A 609-nucleotide genomic window follows, 5' to 3' on the forward strand; every position below is an offset into this window, starting at 1 on the left:
CTTGTTCGGGTGTGGGGTAAAATCGAAACCAATAGGCTTTTTCCATGGGGAGCATTTTAGCATATATTCCGTAAATGTGCTAATATTTAACAGTAAAGCCGTCGTAGAACGACGGGGTTTCAGACCCAAAATTTTCGATGATAATACACTTTTTCCCTGGATGTTGAGAACGGGATTTTGCCATCGCTACCTTTTTATCTTCATCGATAAAATATTCCCCACTGTCAGGTTCAATAATAATATAGCGGTTCTCGCATCTGCGAGGCACACTTTAACCTTTGTTGATTAAGCTTTTCAGGATTAAGAATGTACCTCTTGTGAACAGGAAACGCTATAAACCAATCATAATGATCTTTAATCAATTCTGGTTGGACTCGATCAAATACTTCTCGACAACGTTTATAAAACACTGCGTCTTCAGCTTTAATTCTGGCTTTCTCTTCAGGAGAAAGTTGTTTCTCTGGGAAAACCCGTCCTCTCCGTACCGTTTTAGGAGAAGATGATTGTGTCATTGCCTTTTATACTAAATCCGTTGAGTATAGGCTAGTTATGAGGAGAGGCACTCATGCAAGAGGCACTCATGCAAAGGGGAAAATAAATAATCAGTTT

Annotated in this window: 2 protein-coding genes; both read right to left on the bottom strand. The window is 39.4% G+C overall.

Annotated features, from left to right (window positions below; all coding sequences use genetic code 11):
* Positions 1 to 55: helix-turn-helix domain-containing protein (locus BGL89_RS21335; protein WP_353737477.1), on the bottom strand; the 55-nt coding region annotated here is incomplete at its 3' end.
* A 175-nt stretch (positions 56 to 230) separates the two neighbouring features.
* A complete protein-coding gene (locus BGL89_RS17230; RefSeq protein WP_286826760.1) occupies positions 231 to 512 on the bottom strand; it encodes a hypothetical protein in 282 nt (93 codons plus the stop codon).
* Between the last annotated feature and the right edge of the window lie 97 nt (positions 513 to 609).

The organism is Microcystis sp. LSC13-02, from assembly GCA_002282935.1.
In the GTDB taxonomy this organism is placed as follows: Bacteria; Cyanobacteriota; Cyanobacteriia; order Cyanobacteriales; family Microcystaceae; genus Microcystis.